The organism is Bacteroidota bacterium (assembly GCA_008933805.1).
In the GTDB taxonomy this organism is placed as follows: domain Bacteria; phylum Bacteroidota; class Bacteroidia; order UBA8524; family UBA8524; genus SB11.
In genome coordinates, this window is the sequence record WBUH01000001.1 from 275,783 (window position 1) to 293,021 (window position 17,239).

At 42.8% G+C, this 17,239-nt stretch carries 12 protein-coding genes; 6 read left to right on the top strand and 6 right to left on the bottom strand.

Annotation, left to right across the window (positions count from 1 at the left end):
- Nucleotides 1-36: 36 nt before the first annotated feature.
- Complete coding sequence (locus F9K23_01340; GenBank protein ID KAB2918810.1) at nt 37-846, top strand: M48 family metalloprotease; 810 nt, start codon at nt 37-39, stop codon at nt 844-846.
- 99 nt (nt 847-945) lie between these two features.
- On the opposite strand, the gene F9K23_01345 is transcribed toward F9K23_01340, so the two are convergent.
- The 3 genes from F9K23_01345 to F9K23_01355 form a co-directional block, all read right to left on the bottom strand.
- A complete protein-coding gene (locus F9K23_01345) occupies nt 946-1,635 on the bottom strand; it encodes a hypothetical protein (protein ID KAB2918811.1) in 690 nt (229 codons plus the stop codon).
- A 259-nt stretch (nt 1,636-1,894) separates the two neighbouring features.
- Nucleotides 1,895-2,623 (bottom strand): hypothetical protein, encoded by a 729-nt coding sequence (locus F9K23_01350; GenBank protein KAB2918812.1) that lies wholly within the window; start codon nt 2,621-2,623, stop codon nt 1,895-1,897.
- 136 nt (nt 2,624-2,759) lie between these two features.
- Entirely contained in the window at nt 2,760-4,769 is a 2,010-nt protein-coding gene (locus tag F9K23_01355; GenBank protein KAB2918813.1) for a dehydrogenase, read from the bottom strand.
- A 172-nt stretch (nt 4,770-4,941) separates the two neighbouring features.
- Here F9K23_01355 and F9K23_01360 point away from each other — a divergent pair, with 172 nt between their 5' ends.
- Nucleotides 4,942-9,033, top strand: coding sequence for a PKD domain-containing protein (locus F9K23_01360; GenBank protein KAB2918814.1), 4,092 nt, complete (start codon nt 4,942-4,944; stop codon nt 9,031-9,033).
- 3 nt (nt 9,034-9,036) lie between these two features.
- On the opposite strand, the gene F9K23_01365 is transcribed toward F9K23_01360, so the two are convergent.
- Together F9K23_01365 and F9K23_01370 are read right to left on the bottom strand one after the other, a co-directional pair.
- Nucleotides 9,037-9,591 (bottom strand): hypothetical protein, encoded by a 555-nt coding sequence (locus F9K23_01365; GenBank protein KAB2918815.1) that lies wholly within the window; start codon nt 9,589-9,591, stop codon nt 9,037-9,039.
- Nucleotides 9,592-9,610: 19 nt separating this feature from the next.
- Nucleotides 9,611-10,807 (bottom strand): MFS transporter, encoded by a 1,197-nt coding sequence (locus tag F9K23_01370; protein KAB2918816.1) that lies wholly within the window; start codon nt 10,805-10,807, stop codon nt 9,611-9,613.
- Between the two features lie 63 nt (nt 10,808-10,870).
- Between F9K23_01370 and F9K23_01375 the strand changes: the two genes are divergently transcribed.
- Nucleotides 10,871-11,488, top strand: a complete 618-nt coding sequence (locus F9K23_01375) for a hypothetical protein (GenBank protein KAB2918817.1) — start codon at nt 10,871-10,873, stop codon at nt 11,486-11,488.
- Nucleotides 11,489-11,905: 417 nt separating this feature from the next.
- Here F9K23_01375 and pckA read toward each other — a convergent pair whose 3' ends face one another.
- Nucleotides 11,906-13,492 carry a phosphoenolpyruvate carboxykinase (ATP) gene (gene pckA / locus F9K23_01380; protein KAB2918818.1) on the bottom strand — a complete coding sequence of 529 codons (1,587 nt, stop codon included), beginning with the start codon at nt 13,490-13,492 and terminating at the stop codon, nt 11,906-11,908.
- Nucleotides 13,493-13,761: 269 nt separating this feature from the next.
- Here pckA and F9K23_01385 point away from each other — a divergent pair, with 269 nt between their 5' ends.
- The 3 genes from F9K23_01385 (at nt 13,762) to F9K23_01395 (ending at nt 17,201) form a co-directional block, all read left to right on the top strand.
- Nucleotides 13,762-14,955: a homogentisate 1,2-dioxygenase gene (locus tag F9K23_01385; protein KAB2918819.1), complete on the top strand. Its 1,194-nt coding sequence runs from the start codon at nt 13,762-13,764 to the stop codon at nt 14,953-14,955.
- Nucleotides 14,956-15,099: 144 nt separating this feature from the next.
- Nucleotides 15,100-16,257, top strand: coding sequence for a 4-hydroxyphenylpyruvate dioxygenase (gene hppD, locus F9K23_01390; protein KAB2918820.1), 1,158 nt, complete (start codon nt 15,100-15,102; stop codon nt 16,255-16,257).
- 170 nt (nt 16,258-16,427) lie between these two features.
- Nucleotides 16,428-17,201, top strand: a complete 774-nt coding sequence (locus tag F9K23_01395; protein KAB2918821.1) for a 2OG-Fe(II) oxygenase — start codon at nt 16,428-16,430, stop codon at nt 17,199-17,201.
- The last annotated feature ends 38 nt before the right edge of the window (nt 17,202-17,239 follow it).

Genomic DNA, 17,239 nt, shown 5'->3' on the forward strand with positions numbered 1-17,239 from the left:
GCATTTGTTTTATTTTCGCATAAATAAGCCCCGCGTATGAAAAAGTTATTTGTTTTAGGCTTCGCTGCGTTTTCTTTAGTGTTTTTGGCCAATTGCAGCAAAAACCCCGATGATAACAGCATCAATATTTTCTCTATTGATGATGATATTAAACTGGGACAACAAGTAAAGGCAGAAATTGCCTCTAATCCCGCCGAATATCCCATTCTTGACGAGAATACCCACCAAGCAGCATATACCTACCTTAGAAATATTGTAACCAAGTTGAAAAACGGCGGTAAAGTATTTTACAAAGACAAGTTTGCGTGGGAAGTATTCATTATTCAGGATGATTCGGTATTAAACGCATTTTGTGTGCCCGGTGGTTATATGTATGTGTACACAGGGTTGATTAAATACATGAACAGCGAGGATGAACTGGCAGGGGTAATGGGGCATGAAATGGCGCATGCTGACCGCCGCCATACCACTGACCAAATGACCAAGCAATACGGTATTGAGATGATGCTGAGTATTGCGTTAGGCGGAAACAAAGGAACGCTAACCACCATCGCTGAAAACCTGCTTTTATTGAAATACGGACGCGATGCCGAGCGTGAAGCCGATAAATATGCAGTAACTTACTTGTGTCCTACAGATTACAAGGCCGATGGTTTTTCTAACTTTTTTAGCAAGCTGGCTGCCGATGGTCAAAACTCAAACAAGATAGATGCGTTTTTCAGCACCCATCCCAGTCCTGATGAAAGGGTGAAAAATATCACTGATGAGAAAGCTGCCCAAAGCTGTAGCGGAACCGCCACCTTTGATAGCGAGTATGCCAACTTCAAAAACAATTTGATTCCTTAATTTAACGAAGGTTATATTAAAAGGGAGTTGTCTCATAAGAGGTAACTCCCTTTTTGGTTAAGAATAGTACAAAAAGCCTGCTTTTTGATGCGTTTGAACTTATAACGTTTGGAAATACAAATGGTATAAGTTTTCGCCATACAACATAGCAATTTGAGCCAAATCACTATTTGCAGGGGTACCAACAATGTTTAGCACAGGAATTGAGTTGAAGTTATACTCATATGCATTGTCGGCACTATTGTAAGATCCTTGGTACAGTGTTGTGTTGCTGCCCAACTGCATACTGTAAATGCGGTAGGCGGCACCATCGTACAACATGCTCCACCTCGACCAGTCTGCGTCACTTGGGAATCCGGTTACGGGTATTTGAGGTATTGAGTTGTAACCAAACTGATACTCTGTAGAGTTTGGTATGTAGGCAGCTTGATAAAGTAGTTCAGCGTTGCCCAGTTGCTTAACATACAAGCGGTATGAAGCACCGTCGTACAGCATGGCGAAGCTAGACATGTCTGCATCCGAAGGGATGTTTGTTAGAGTTAATTCAGGTATTGAATTGTACCCGAAATCATACGATGAACCGTTGAAACCAAATTGGTACAAGGTGTTGTTAGTACTTCCTTTAAAAAAGTACATTCGGTAGGTCGCGCCGTCATTTAGCATTGCAAAGCGGCTAAAGTTGGTGTCGGCGGGTGCGCCTGTAATAGGAATGTTTGGAATTGTGTTTTCAGCTCCCCAAACGTAGTTGTTAGTGCCCGGAACATAGGCAAATTGATTAACAGAAGACATGATTGATAGTTATTTGTTTTTTTGCCTACTCGTTTGCTTTTCGGCTTTCGCACCCATTTATAACTGTTGGGGCAGTTTTGTTCAGTATGGAGATATTATACCATAAAGACAATACAAAAGTCTTCTGTTTTCTAATAAGTAAAAATGGTAGTAATAATTGAATTGTAAATCAGTTAAAAGTATCTGGATTAAGAAGTTAAGCCTTTTTTTATAAGGCTTTTAGTATGCATATAATCATGCGTTTGTTATTGCAGGCAGATTAATCTTTATTTGAATATAACCGAACCATCAGGTTTATTTCTAAACCGCGTTCCCACACTTTTTTGTCTTTATCCGTATTGCGATGCAGGTTGGTTAACCCAATGTTATACCGCACATTCCCTAAAATCCTGCCGTTACCAAATCCAATCCCCAGTAATAAATCATAACTGGTAGGCACAAGAAAGGGCGGTATCGGGGTAATTATCCAGCCCAAATCGTTCAGCTTTTCATCAAACTTATTCGCGTCGATATAATCCTTAGTAGGGTCTGCAGCGTTTTGGGTTAAGTATATCGGTCGTTTTTCCTCGTTTTTTTTGCCCGAAATGGTAATACTGCCTAACTTTAATGCTGCTTGAAATGATAATATACCCGGAACTATGTATGCGTCAAAACCCAATGCTAATTGCATTTTGTGATAGGTGTAGTTGTATGTATAGGGGGAGAACGAGATACTGTCTTTCCTTACAAAGCCTTTGGCGTCTGATTCCCGTTTAGAATAATCCCACTCAAGAAAGAATGTTGAGGTTGCTCTGTCATCATCATTAAATGAAATAAAGTTACCCATAAAACCAAACGTACTGCCACCCGAAGATTCAACATCAAAATATTTTGATTTCATTTTAATGTTGTTCCAGCCTGCTTTGGCATATAATCCGCTAATAGAGCTTTGCGCGCTTACAATAAACGGTACCGAGGCAAAAACGAAGAGTAGGGCAGATTTCTTCATAGCATAAAATATATAGTAATATATACTTTTATGCTCGTAAAAGGTAAACCTGCAATATTAAATTGAGTAGTTTTTAAAAGCTTATAGGCTGATATAAAGCATTTTCAATGAAGAAAAGGTGCTGAATCAACGGTTATTAAAACCCTCTCAGTTTCTCTAAAGCTGCGGCCAAACGTTTTTTAGCCAAAAAGTGTTCTTCAAGGTCTTTAGCTAGGGGCACGGCTGTATCTAAGCTGCCCACACGCATTACGGGGGCATCAAGGTACTGGAAGCAGTTTTCCGCAATCCAAGCCGCTATTTCGCCGCCAATACCACCTGTAAGGGTGTCTTCGTGCAATAGCAGTACACGGCCAGTTTTCTTTACCGTAGCTTCTACTGCATCTTTGTCCCAAGGCAATAGCGTACGTAAATCAACTATATCGGCATCAATGCCTTGTTTTTCACATTCTTCAACAGCCCAGTGTACAGCCGCACCGTAGGTGATAATAGAAAGCTCTTCACCTGCAGTTACAGTGCGGGCTTTACCAATTTCAATGGTATAATAATCATCGTACACAGGCTCTTCAATGCTGCGGTACAATGCTTTGTGTTCAAAGAAAATAACAGGGTTCGGGTCGTTAAATGCAGCACACAACAAACCTTTGGCATCTGCCGGAGTGCTTGGGTACACTACTTTAAGTCCGGGAGTATGGAAAAACCATGCCTCGTTGCTTTGGCTGTGGAAGGGGCCTGCGCCGGTGCTGGCACCTGTTGGCATACGCACAACCACATCAGCGTTTTGTGCCCAACGGTAGTGGCTTTTGGCAAGGTTGTTAATTATTTGGTTGAAACCGCAGGTTACAAAATCTGCAAACTGCATTTCCATCATAGCTTTGTGGCCTTTGATACTAAGACCGTATGCAGCTCCCACAATCGCTGATTCGCACAAAGGGGTATTGCGTACACGGGCTTTGCCAAATTTTTCTACAAAGCCTTGGGTAATTTTAAACGCTCCGCCGTATTCAGCAATGTCTTGTCCCATTAACACCAAGTTAGGGTGACGTTCCATGCTTTGCGACATCGCCTCGCTAAGCGCATCAATAAATCTTTTCTCGGTGATTTTATCCGTAGCAGGTTTTTCTACCACGTTTTTAAGTGTACCGTAATCACCCGATGAAACAACTTCAACAGGTTGGTACATATCTGCCAGTTCTTCTTCTTCGTTACAAACTACTTCGGGTAGGGCAAAAACTTCTTCAAGTCCGGCCTCCATCATTTGCTTAAACTCCGCTCTTATCGCGGCAATTTTAGCATCGTCCAACAACCCTATTTCTTTCAGGTAGTTTTCATAATTCATCACAGGGTCTTTTTTACCCCATTCATCAAACAACTCCTGCGGAACGTATTTGGTGCCCGAAGCCTCTTCGTGGCCGCGCATCCTAAACGTCATTGCCTCAAATAAAATAGGGCGGGGGTTGTTGCGTATTTTTTCAGCCCAAGTAACAAGGGTGTCGTACACCTCCAAAATATTGTTGCCGTCAACTTGCACGGCTTCAATGCCGTAGCCTATTCCTTTATCAATAAATTGCTTTTGGCGGAATTGCTCATTGCTGGGGGTTGATAACCCGTAGCCGTTGTTTTCAACCACAAAAATTACAGGCAAATCCCATACGGCAGCCACGTTAATGGCCTCGTGAAAATCGCCTTCGCTGGCGCCGCCGTCGCCGCTAAATACCACGGCAAGTTTCTTTTCGCCTTTTAGTTTGTGCGCCAATGCAATACCATCGGCTACACCCAGCATTGCACCTAAATGCGAAATCATTCCTACAATATGATACTCATTGGTACCAAAGTGGAATGAACGGTCGCGGCCTTTGGTAAACCCTTCTTTTTTTCCCTGCCATTGAGCAAATAGTTTGCTAAAGGGGATGTTACGACCTGTAAAAACACCTAAGTTACGGTGCAGGGGCAGTATGTATTCGTCGGGGTGTAAGGCAGCAGCCACACCACAGGCAATGGCTTCTTGCCCGATTCCGCTGAACCATTTACCTACCTTGCCCTGACGCAGCAAAATGAGCATTTTTTCCTCGATCATGCGAGGGTATAAGATGGATTTATAAAGACCTAATAGGGTCTCGTCTGAATAGTGCTTACGGTTGAAATGCATAAAACTGCCGCAAAAGTAAGAGTAAATTGGTAAAGCGTTTTGGTTTGTTGGCTAAAAAAAATGGTACATAAAACTTCCAACCGTTTTGATTTTGTGCAGGCTAAAATAAAAAAGAGAGCACTAGCAAGATGGAGGTTTGATAGAAACGAGAAATTAATAACTTTGACCTAAGTTGGTTTTTGAAATTTTAAGTAAGGGGCTGCACGGAACAAAAAGCGACTTTTTTGTTCTATTGGCTCTGCTATGCCCGTTACTCACGCTCTCACAAAACACATCCAACAAGGGCACAGATTTTTGGATTGGCTACATGGGCCACATTGACGGCACAGGGTCTGCCATGAAATTATACATCACTTCTGATGTTACTACAACGGGCACCGTCAGTATTCCGGGTCAATCATGGTCTCAGGGGTTTTCAGTAACTGCCAATGCAGTTACGGTATTAAGTATTCCGCCCGCCACAGCGTATGTGGGTTGCAGCGATTGCAAACAGGCAAGAGCTATTCGTTTGGTTTCGGCAGCACCAGTCGTGGTGTATTCGCATATTCACGCCAATGCGCGTTCTGATGCTACCTTAGTGTTGCCCACGGCAACCTTGGGTCGTGAGTATTACGCTATGAGTTTTACGCAATTATCATCGGGTACCAACCGTTACAATCAGTTTATGGTAGTTGGGGTTGAAGATAGCACCAATGTGCAAATAACTCCTATCGCCAACTCGTTGAGCAATACTAAAATAGCCGGACAAAGTTTTACCGTTACCCTTAATCAGGGTGAGGTATATCAATACCAATCCACTTCAGATATTTCAGGCAGCCATATACAATCAGTGGCAGGTAGCAGCGGCGGGTGTAAACGTATCGCAGTGTTTTCGGGCAGTTCGTTTACAGCTTTGGGTTGTACGAGTGCCAGCAGCGGAGATAATTTATATCAACAATTATATCCTGCCAGTACATGGGGAAAGGAGTTTATTACCGTGCCGATGAAAACCCGCACGGGGGGTGATTATTTCAGGGTATTGGCGGGCACTGATAATACACAGGTGTTTGTAAACAACGCATACGTTACCACCCTAAACAAAGGTAATTTTCATGAGTTTTTGAGCAGCACGGCAAACTATGTGAAGGCCACACAACCCGTACAAATGGCGCAGTACCAACGTACCCAAAACTGTGATAACGTTACCGGCGACCCATCAATGACAATACTTAGCCCCGTAGAACAACGGCTAAATGATATTACGCTTTACTCTTCTCCGTATCAAAATATTACCAATCATCATATAAATATTGTAATACAGGCTAAGGACACAGGTAGTTTCAGACTGGATGGAAATCGCGTGTCGTGGAGTTTTGTATCATCAAAACCAACGTATATGTATTCGCAAACTACGGTATCGGCAGGCAATCATACTCTTAATGCTGATAGTGGTTTTAATGCTGTGGCTTATGGCTTCGGTAACGTTGAGTCGTACGGTTATGCCGCAGGGGCGAGTATTAAAAACCTCACACACTTTATTTCAACTGCACAAGGTGCAGTTTGCTTGGGCGAAGCCACTAAGTTTATCGCCAATACTACTTATACGCCTTCAAAATATAAATGGTATTTGCAGGATACACTTTATTCTGACAGTGCAAGCCCGGTGATAACCTTTGATTCGTTGGGAACTTACAAAATGGCACTGGTAACCATAAAGTCCAACCAAAACGATTGTGAGTCGCAGGATTCAAGCACACTTACCATTTCGGTATACAATCAGCCCATCGCAAAGTTCAGCATACCCAAAGTTTGCCTTAGTGATACTGTTAAATTGAGGGATAGCAGTACCATTGCTTCGGGACCCTCATACATCAACAAATGGAAATGGGAGTATGGCGACGGAACGGTAAGCACTTTACAAAACGTAAATAAAAGGTACGATTCAGCATATAATTTTAAAGTAAAACTAATTGTAGGTACTAATCATGGTTGCTTTGATACACTGGTGAAACAATTACCTGTTTACCCAATGCCCAAACCAAATTTTGGGTTTGCGAACGTTTGTTACCAAGATACGGCACGGTTTTCAGATTCAACCACTATTGACAGTTCTGTTGTTACGGATTATTTGTGGAGTTTCGGCGACGGAGCAACATCAAGCCTGCAACATCCCGTGCATTATTACCCGTTTGCTGATACTTTTACTGTGAAATTAAAGGCTGTAACTGAATACGGTTGTTCAGACTCAGCCTACGACAGTATTGTAATCTTTCCCCGACCTATTGCACAAATTGCAACCGCAAGTGTGTGCCACAAGGACACAATAGGGTTGAACGATGTTACGCTAACCACCACTGACTATATTACCCAACGGCAATGGTGGACGGGGCCTTATTACATTGATACAGCCGCACAACTTAAGTATCCTGCTTCTGATACAGGATTGCATGGTTTTTATCTCTGGGTAGACAATAACTTTGGGTGCACGGATACTGCCACTACCGTAGTAGATGTATTTTCCGTTCCGCGTGCAGCATTTACTGTGGTTGATATTTGCTATACCGATTCAGCGAGGTTTATCAATCAATCGGTGATTGACGAAGGTACTCTTACCTATCGCTGGGAGTTTGGCGATGGTAATCAATCCATACAACAACAGCCTAAGCATAAGTATGCAATAGCAGGTGGTTATAATCCTTTGGTAATTGTAACCTCTGAAAAGGGGTGTGCTGATACTGCCACAAAAACGGTGAATGCGTTTGATATGCCCAATGTTGATTTTGGATTAAAAGACGTTTGTGTGTACGATTCGGCAGTGTTATTAAACAAAACAACGTACAGTTACGGATATACCAGTGCACGGTTATGGCGTTTGGGAGACGGAGCTGTTGATACTTCAGCAAAACCTGTTCATAAATACGCATCCTATGGCAGTTATACGCTTAGTTTAAAGGAAACCGTTGCAGGGGTGTGTACCGATAGTGTGCAAAAGACACTCACTATTTATCCCAAACCTCAAACAGACTTTGCGTTTAATGATGAGTGTGTGCGAGTAGCCGTAAACTTTACAGATAACAGTATCATCAATATTGGTAAAATTGTACGTTACACATGGGATATTGATGGAAAACCCGATACGGGAAAAGTGGTTACGCAAACATGGTTTTTTGAAGGAACGAAGAACGTGCAGCTGGTTACTGAGTCGGATTTTGGGTGTAGGGATACGCTTGTAAAAACAATAACCATTCATCCTGCGGCGGTTGTCAAATTCACTGCAAGTGAAAACTGCTTGCGAGATACAACAAGGTTTACCAACACAAGTACCCTCACTAAGGGAAATATTAATACGCTGGTGTGGGACTTTAATGACGGTATGGGGGCTATGGGAACCCAAACCAGCCATGTATATAGTAACTGGGGTAATTACAACGTAGGATTAGTAGCCACGTCTGATAAAGGCTGCATCGATTCAGTGCGACAAAGTGTACGGGTGAATCCATTACCTGTTGCTAAAATGCTGGCCGTTGATACGGCTGGTTGCCAGCCTTTGGATGTAAACTTTTACGATAGCTCGCAAATAGCCGAGGGTAGTATTGTAAAGTGGCTATGGCAATTGGACGGGAAGCGAAGGGATACACTTAAGAATACTTTGTTTACATACAATCAATACGGCAGTTATGCGCCCACCCTTAAAGTAACCACTGATAAAGGATGCACGCACGATACAGTGTACACCAACTATATTACCGTCTATCAATTACCGGTGGCTGGTTTTGTACCCACTCCTGATTCGGTATCGTTTTTTACTCCGTCCATTACTTACAACAACCAATCTACTGCGGATGTGGTGTTTTGGGATTGGGATTTGGGCGATGGTTCAATATCCAACGATGAAAGTCCGGTACATGAGTATGCGGATACCGGTCGTTTTTTTATCAGGCAGATTGTTACCAATCAAAACGGGTGCTTAGATACTGCTTACGGGCGGATATTTATTTCACCCGATTATACCTTTTATATTCCAACTGCATTTACACCCGACGAAGGCGGTTTAAATCCCGTTTTTGGACCTGAGGGGATATTTAAAGGCATTATAGCTTACGAAATGCGGATTTTTAACCGTTGGGGTGAGAAGGTATTTGAAACCGATACTTTACTAAAACCTTGGGACGGTACTTACCGCGATAAATTAGCTACTGAGGATGTTTATGTGTATGAAATAACAATTATGGATTACTTCAAAACTAAAAAACATTACAGGGGTACGGTACTCTTAATCCGTTAACAATCAGGTTCGCAAAGGGGATTTGTATAATTGTTTATTGAGCCTTGGGTTAAAATTGAACCGCAGGCTTATGCCCACATTATCTGTAAGAAAACTTCGGTTAATAACGCCCACAGTGTAGTTCACATAAATATCTAAAAAATAGGCGAGTGATACACCCAGCGAGGGGCGAATTTGGGTGCTGTGTCGGCTTTCTTCAATGGTGTTAACAATGTCCATCCGCACACCAGCAACGCCCAGCATTTCCATTTGACCGTATATCCTGAATGCAAACGAAGGGTTAATACTGTTGGTGATATAATCGATACCAATGCCCCTGTGTACAAAGGGAGGCATACTGAAAGCGCATCCTTTCATGCCGCCGGTACGTTTGTAGGTTTTGTATCGGCCAATATCTACCGAAAAGCTGTTGTTTTTTGCAACCGTGTAACCCGTCCCTATGTGCCAGCCTGTTATTTTTTCCCAACGTTGTTCGCTCAAACGTTCTATTGTTTGGGCATTTGTTGCTAATGAGAAGGCAGCAGCAATCATGCAAAGCAAGTAAAGGTTAGGTTTCATTAATTAATAACGACTTGTATCAGTGGTTATTATTTGCAGGTTGTGTATTTTCTACCAAGCGGAAAAAATAGAAAATACAGCATACCGCTCCAATGGCTGATAAAAGAATTGCGGCGTTTGGGTTAATGGTATCCCACAAGAAACCTATCAGTGTATTGGCAATAACCAGGGCAATACTAATACTGCTGCCCAAAAAGCCGTAAGCGGTAGCTTTTTCGTGCGGTTGGCAAAGGTGGCTCATCCATGCTTTGCTAATACCGTCTGTTAATGCTGAAAATGCTCCGTAAATTAAAAACAGAACAATTATATGCCAGTAATTTGCAGCAAAAGGTAATAGGGCATAGGTGATGGCAAAACAAGCCAAGCCTGCGATGTACACTTTTTTAAAACCTATTTTATCTGATAAATGCCCGAAGGGGTAGGAGAGTAGGGCATAAAAAGCATTGTATAAAATATAACTGCCGATAATAAAGGTTTCGCTAAATCCTTTGTGTTTTAAAAATAGCAGTAAAAACACATCGGAAGTATTGAATAAATAAAACAGGATAATTCCTGCGGTAAGTTTTCGGTATTGTGGGGTAGCGGTTTTCCAGTATTTAAAATAGCTGAAAAACCCTGTTTTGGGTTTGTTTTCGGTATTTAATGGTGTTTTTTTCGACTCAGTGAGAAGAAAACACATGAAAATGGCTGCAATACCCGGCAGTATTGCCCACAAAAACACATTCTTAAAATTAGAAGGCTCTACGCTTAACAAAATAAATGCGGATAAAGCTCCCAAAGTAGCACCCAAGGTATCCATACTGCGATGCAGGCCGAATACACGCCCTCTGTTTTGCGGAGTGCATTCATCGGCCAATAAAGCATCGCGGGCACCTGTGCGAAGCCCTTTGCCAAATCGGTCGGTAGTACGGGTAAATAATACCCAAATAGGGTGTGCAAACAATACCGTTAGTGGTTTTGCGGCAGCACTTAGCGCATAGCCCCAACGGATAAACGGCACCCGTTTTTGTAAATTGTCAGACAGTTGGCCGAAATACCCTTTGCTTATTCCTGCCGTTAGTTCCGCAGCACCCTCTAAAAAACCGATAAATGCCATGGTGAAACCAATGTGTTTGAGGTATAACGGCATTACAGGGTATAACATTTCGCTGGCCATATCAGTAAACAAACTGATGAGCGAAAGTATCCAAACACGGCGGGTTACAGTGGAGGCCAAGAGAGTGTTGTTTACACAAACTTAGCGATATACTTTTCTTTTCTCAAGGTTCGTTTCTAGGGTATGAAAAAGTGTATGTATGTCCTTATCGCTATCCTGTTAACTGCTAAAGTGTATGCACAATCGGATACAGTAGCTAATGATAGCGTGAAGATAAAAGTCCACTTTTTGTACGGTTCAAAGCCTAAGAAAAAACATAAAGAGACAGAGAAACCGTGGTTTGGTGGTATACACGGCGGCCATGTGAGTATTGAGGCCGGAGGTAATGTGGTGGGGTTTGAGCCTTTTGGCAGCTTACACATCGTATCAAAAAGTAAGCTGCATTCAGAATTTGTAAGTGAGCCGCTGCAAGAATGGGTGCAAGATACCGCGACTCTTAAATACACTACCATTGTGATACCGATAAGCAAGACTCAATACGACTCGTTACTTAAAATACACGCTGCATACACTACAAGTCCGCCGTATGATTATGCTTTCTTGGGGATGCGATGTGCATCAGCCACCTATGAAATTTTGGGGAGAATAGGGGTGGTTGACTACAAGCCCAATACAAAGAACGTAGCTGTCAATTTTTACCCAAAAAAATTACGGCAAAAACTATTGAAACTGGCTGAACACAAAGGGTATGAGGTAATACGGCAGGAGGGAAGGACTACCCGTATTTGGGAAGAGGACTAAGTGTGCACTAAGATGCTTCCTTCGTTAGCATTGCAGGTTTTGTATGCACTTCTTGCACCCCGTCATGTTGAACTTGTTTCAACATCGTGGTGCCAATTTTCGTTAAATACCAATTGAGATCCCGAACCAAGTTCGGGAGGACTGCCACCACACCCTTCGGCAGGCTCAGGAAATCCGTCGGGTAGCCGCTACTGTCAAATTGAGCGCAGCGAAATTCCTTATCCCAACTATGTCAACTCGAGGTGAAACACATTTGTAATAAGTTGCTTCCTTCGTCAGCAGGACAGTTTGATAACGGGCAGCGCGCGCTGCTTCCCTCCTACAAAGGAGTAACTGAGGGAGGAGTCTATGCCCGCCAAAACAAAAATCCCGGCCTTTTGAGCCGGGATTTTTAAATTATAACTCTGTTAAAGTTGTTTATGCTGTTGCTTGTGCTTTAGGAGCTGCTGAAAGAATTTCGGCAGTTACACCATCTGCATACTGTGTAAAGTTTTTCACAAACAACTCGGCCAAATGGTTGGCTTTGTTATCGTAAGCAGCTTTATCAGCCCAAGTATTGCGTGGGTTCAATATTTCAGCAGGTACGTTAGGGCAAGTAGCTGGCATTGAAAGACCAAACACAGGATGGTTTTCAAACGATACATTTGCCAATTCGCCGTTAAGAGCAGCAGTAATCATAGCACGGGTGTATGACAATTTCATACGTGAACCTGTACCGTAAGCACCGCCTGTCCAGCCGGTATTTACCAACCAAACGTTTGCTCCGCTTTCTTTCAATTTTTCACCCAACAACACCGCGTATTTACCGGGGTGCAAAGGCAAAAATGCTTTACCAAAGCAAGCTGAGAAAGTAGCTTGAGGCTCAGTAACACCGGCTTCAGTACCTGCAACTTTTGCAGTGTAACCTGAAATAAAGTGATACATGGCTTGCTCAGGGGAAAGTTTTGAAATTGGAGGCAATACCCCGAATGCATCGGCGGTTAAGAAGAATATGTTTTTAGGCGTAGTACCGATTGAAGGCACTGCAATATTATCTACTGAATAGATAGGGTATGCAGCGCGGGTGTTTTCGGTAACGCTGGTATTAGTGTAATCAGGAGTGCGGGTACCCTCGATAAAACGAATGTTTTCAAGCAAGGTACCAAACTTAATAGCATCAAAAATTTGAGGCTCTTTTTCTTGGGTCAAATCCACACACTTAGCGTAGCAACCGCCTTCAAAGTTAAATACGGTGTTACCGCTCCAGCCGTGCTCATCATCACCAATCAGCTTACGGTTAGGATCGGCGCTAAGGGTAGTTTTACCCGTACCGCTCAAACCGAAGAAGATAGCTGTATCGCCTGCTTCGCCAATGTTTGCCGAGCAGTGCATAGAAAGTACGTTTTTCTCTTGAGGAAGAATGTAGTTAAGAACGGTAAAGATACCTTTCTTCATTTCACCTGTATAACCGCTGCCACCAATCAAAATAACCTTACGGCTAAAATCAATCATGGTAAAGTTGTGTTGGCGGGTACCATCCACAGCTGGGTCAGCATGAAAACTAGGTGCATTAATAATTACCCACTCATTGTCAAAGTTTTTCAACTCTTCAGCTGTTGGGCGCAAAAACAAGTTGTGGCAAAACAGGTTGTTGTATGCTTTTTCAGTAAATACTTTAATGGTAAGGCGGTAGTTAGGATCGGCGCAGGCAATCGCATCACGCATAAATACCTCTTTACCTGTCCAATGGTTTATCACCTTGTTCAATAAAGTATCAAACTTATCACTGTCAAAAGGTTGGTTTACATCACCCCACCATACAGTGTTTTCGGTTTTTGCATCTTTCACGCAAAATTTGTCCTTGGGCGACCTTCCGGTAAACTCTCCAGTATCAGCAGCCAGTGCGCCGCTATCGGCAAGTTGTCCTTCGCCTCTTTGCAAGGCAGCCTCTACAAGTTCAGCAGGTGTAAGGTTGCTGTGCGCTTTGCTTACTTTGCTAAGTACTTTCTCAATTACTTGATTCATTGGTTATTGTTGTTGAAAGAGTGTTTAAGTAATAAACTGCAAAGGTACTAAATATTCTCTTTATTCATAAGCACCTTCACTGCTTCTTTTAGTAATTTGATTTTTAAATCGTTGCACAACTTAAGCCTTGCTATCAGCCAGTCTGTCTGAAATGCAATTTTATACACCTGTACATTAAATTATCATGATGTAAATCATGTATCAGGGTGAGAATGTTCATTCCTATTAACAAGTGTTAGTTTCAATTTTGTCCTGCAAATCAAACAGCTATGCCATATTATATGCAAATGGGAAAAGTGCCTTCAAAACGGCACGTGGTTTTCCGCAATAAAAAGAACAATGAGTTGTATGCCGAAGAATTGTTTGGCACTCAAGGCTTTTCAGGAGTTTCGTCGCTAGTGTATCACACCCACCCGCCTACAATGGTAAAAGAAGTGGGCACCCCATACAGCGTAGCCCCCGAAATAGCCATTGAGGATAATATGCAAGCTCTTAGTTTTAAAGGATTTGATGTGGGCGGTGAAAATGATTACCTGCAAAGCCGCAAAACCCTGTTTGTAAACAACGATTTAAGCATTGGTATTGCTGCACCGCGATATAGTATGGATGAATACTATTTTAAAAACGCCGATGCCGATGAAATGCTGTTTGTGCACAAAGGCAGCGGCACACTGCATACCATGTACGGTAGGATACCGTTTGAATACGGTGATTATATAATTATTCCCCGCGGTACGGTGTATAAATTAGAATTGGATGATACCGACAACCGCTTATTATTCATAGAATCGCGTTCGCCTATTCAAACTCCTGAGCGGTATAGCAATCGTTTTGGGCAATATTTAGAACATTCGCCTTTTTGCGAGCGTGATTTTAAAGTGCCTTCGCATTTGGAAACTTATGACCAAAAGGGAGATTTTCTAATCAACATTAAAAAGAACAACATCATATACCCGTATGTGTACGAAACCCACCCGTTTGATGTGGTTGGTTGGGACGGTTATAACTATCCCTACGCATTCTCAATTTTTAATTTTGAACCGCTAACAGGTCGCATACATATGCCACCTCCTATTCACCAAACGTTTGAGGGACACAATTTTGTGGTGTGCTCGTTTGTTCCCCGTTTATACGATTATCATCCGCAGGCAATACCTGCCCCCTACCACCACAGCAATATAGACAGCGACGAAATACTCTACTACGTTGATGGAGATTTTATGAGCCGCAACAACATACAAAAAGGACAATTTACGCTGCACCCCGGCGGTATACCTCACGGGCCTCACCCCGGTGCAATAGAGCGAAGCATAGGCCAGAAAGAAACCCAAGAATTGGCCGTGATGATTGACCCCTTTAACCCCGTAAAAATAACCCGCACCGCCCTTGAATTAGAAGTGGACGGCTATTACAAGTCATGGTTATTCAATAACCCCAAAAAAGAAATTTTAGAAACCGTATAAAGAACTTTTGACTTACCCAGACTTTTAAGAGGGCTGACAGTGGCAATAAGTGCCGCTCTCTAATTGCAATTAGAGAGGGAAGTTTTAAGAACTGAACCACTTATAAATGTTTTGGGTGAGTTAAAAACAAAAAATAAAACCCGTATGAGCACACCCGTATTGACCGACGTTGAAAATTACAGCTATTCGCTGGAGAAAATTTTCCCCGATGCCGAAGACTTTTTGCCCATTAACGGCACCGACTATGTAGAACTGTATGTGGGTAATGCCAAACAGGCAGCCCATTATTATAAAACCGCGTTTGGCTTTCAAAGTCTTGCTTATGCCGGACTTGAAACCGGATTGCGCGACCGTACCTCGTATGTACTAGTACAGGATAAGATACGTTTGGTACTAACCTGTCCTATGAAGGATGATGGTGTAATAAGCCAACACTTAGCCAAGCACGGTGATGGAGTGAAAATAATCGCCCTTTGGGTGGACGATGCCCGCAAAGCCTTTGAAGAAACCACTAAAAGAGGTGCTGAGGTGTATATGGAGCCTATTGTGGTAAAAGACGATGATGGAGAGATTGTGAAAGCAGGCATACATACCTACGGCGATACTATCCACATGTTTATTGAACGCAAAAACTATAAGGGTGCTTTTATGCCCGGCTTTGTGAAGTGGGAAAGCGAGTACAATCCCATACCTACGGGCTTGCGCTACATAGATCACATGGTGGGTAATGTAGCGTTGGGAGAAATGAACAAATGGAGTGCCTTTTACCGCGATGTAATGGGCTTTGCTAACCTTATCAGTTTTGATGATAAAGACATTTCTACCCAATATACTGCGTTGATGAGCAAGGTGATGACCAACGGCAACGGTCGCATAAAATTTCCGATTAACGAACCGGCAGTGGGGCTAAAAAAATCTCAAGTAGAAGAATACCTTGATTTTTATGGCGGTCCCGGTTGCCAGCACATAGCAGTGGCCACCAATGATATTGTGTTTACCATCAGCGAGATGCGCAAGCGTGGAGTAGAGTTTCTTCACGTGCCCGGTGAGTATTACGATACAGTGCCCCAACGGGTGGGTATTATTGAAGAAGACCTTGCCACCCTTAAAAAACTGGGAATAATGGTGGATAGAGACGAGGAAGGATACCTGCTTCAAATATTTACCAAGCCTGTTGAAGACCGCCCAACCCTGTTTTTTGAAATTATCCAACGTAAAGGAGCCAAATCGTTTGGCAAAGGAAACTTCCAAGCCTTGTTTGAAAGCATTGAAGCCGAACAAGAGCGGAGGGGGACTCTTTAATTTAAGAATTATTGATTTGTTGATTTGAAGATTCAACCCAAGCGTCCTTGCGAGGAGTGCGATAGCACGACGAAGCAATCCGTCTGATACCAATCGTAAAGAATTGCTTCGTCCCGAATACACTCGGGACCCCAATGACGAATAACTTAATAACTGATAACTAACTCGCCATGATAAATTTTGAGTACATAGAAGCCAACAAGCAACTGTTCCGCACACAGTTTTTAAATGCACAACCGTTTCCGCACATTGGGATTGATGGTATTTGTGATGAGGCCAAACTGACAGAATTGTATAACAACATTCCTGAAATTGAAACCAAAAGTGCTGATTATGTTTTTGCGGGTGAGAAGTACGAAAAATCAAAATTTAAACAACTGGGCGGTGTGTTTGAGGAATTGCACAACGACCTTACCAGCGAACGGTTTAACAGTTGGTTGTGCTATGTAACGGGTGAAGATGTTTTTATTGACCCGCAGTTTTACGGCGGCGGAATACACCAAGGCCGTAAGGGTAGTTTTTTAGATATGCACGCCGATTTTAACTACCACCCGCTGCACGAAAAATGGTTTCGCAACCTTAACCTGCTGTTATACATTAACAAAGACTGGAAACCTGAATATGGCGGACAACTGAGGTTGGAAGACAGCCGCACAGGTGAAAAAACAGAAGTAGCAGTACCTTTTAACCGCTTGGCAATTATGCACTGCCGGGGCTATACGCTACACGGTTACGACCCGATTAGCTTTCCTGAAGGCACGTACCGCACCTCTATTGCGGCGTATGCCTATACCCTGCACGAGCACGCGTTAGAAGCTCCCCGCACAACGGTATGGCACGTGAAACCCGAAAAAAGTTTTGGCAAGTACCTCATCAGCAAAATTTGGGTACCCGCTGTAAAGCTGAAAAGCTTTTTTACTAAAAGCGAAACGGCGAAGCATTAATTAACTGACAGCATATAAAATGCTGCCCTTTTAAATGT